This window comes from Kineococcus indalonis (assembly GCF_009906395.1).
GTDB classification, from domain to species: Bacteria; Actinomycetota; Actinomycetes; order Actinomycetales; family Kineococcaceae; genus Kineococcus; species Kineococcus indalonis.
In genome coordinates, this window is the sequence record NZ_JAAALM010000968.1 from 1 (window position 1) to 619 (window position 619).

A 619-nucleotide genomic window follows, 5' to 3' on the forward strand; every position below is an offset into this window, starting at 1 on the left:
ACCCTGGCCGCCGCCGGCGGCGCGTGGGCCGACCGCGCCGGCGGCACCTCCGGCGTCATCTGGGGCGTGCTGCTGCACGCCTTCGCCGACCAGCTCGGCGACGAGGCCGCCCCCACCGCCCGGCAGGTCGCCGCCGGGGCCACCGCCTCGGTGGAGGCCGTGCAGCGCCTGGCCGGGGCGCGCGTGGGCAACAAGACCATGCTCGACGCGCAGGTGCCCTTCGCCGAGGCCCTCGCCGAGCGCGTGGCCGCCGGGGACGACCTCAGGGCCGCCTGGGCCGCGGCGGCGCAGGCCTCCACCGCCGCCGCCGAGGCGACCAAGGACCTGCGCCCGCAGATCGGCCGCGCCCGGCCCCTGGCCGAGCGCTCCCTGGGCCACCCGGACGCCGGCGCCGTGTCCCTGGCGCTGGTCACCCGCACCGTCGCCGAACAGCTCTGAGACCCCCAGACACCGAGGAGACCACCGTGACCGAGCTGCAGTGGCGCGTCGTTCTCGCCGCCGACGAGGCGGGCGTGAGCTACAAGGAGGCCATCAAGGCCGACCTGCTGAAGGACCCGCGCGTGAAGGAGGTCATCGACGTCGGCGTCAACGGCGACGAGGACACCGCCTACCCGCACGT

General features: G+C 76.9%; 2 protein-coding genes. Both read left to right on the top strand.

Going from position 1 to position 619, the window contains the following annotated elements; translation table 11 throughout:
• The coding region (locus GTR00_RS22220; protein WP_166613639.1) for a DAK2 domain-containing protein at positions 1 to 438 on the top strand (438 nt) is incomplete at its 5' end.
• Between the two features lie 26 nt (positions 439 to 464).
• Positions 465 to 619 (top strand): RpiB/LacA/LacB family sugar-phosphate isomerase (locus GTR00_RS26550; protein ID WP_166613640.1); only part of this gene is annotated, 155 nt, incomplete at its 3' end.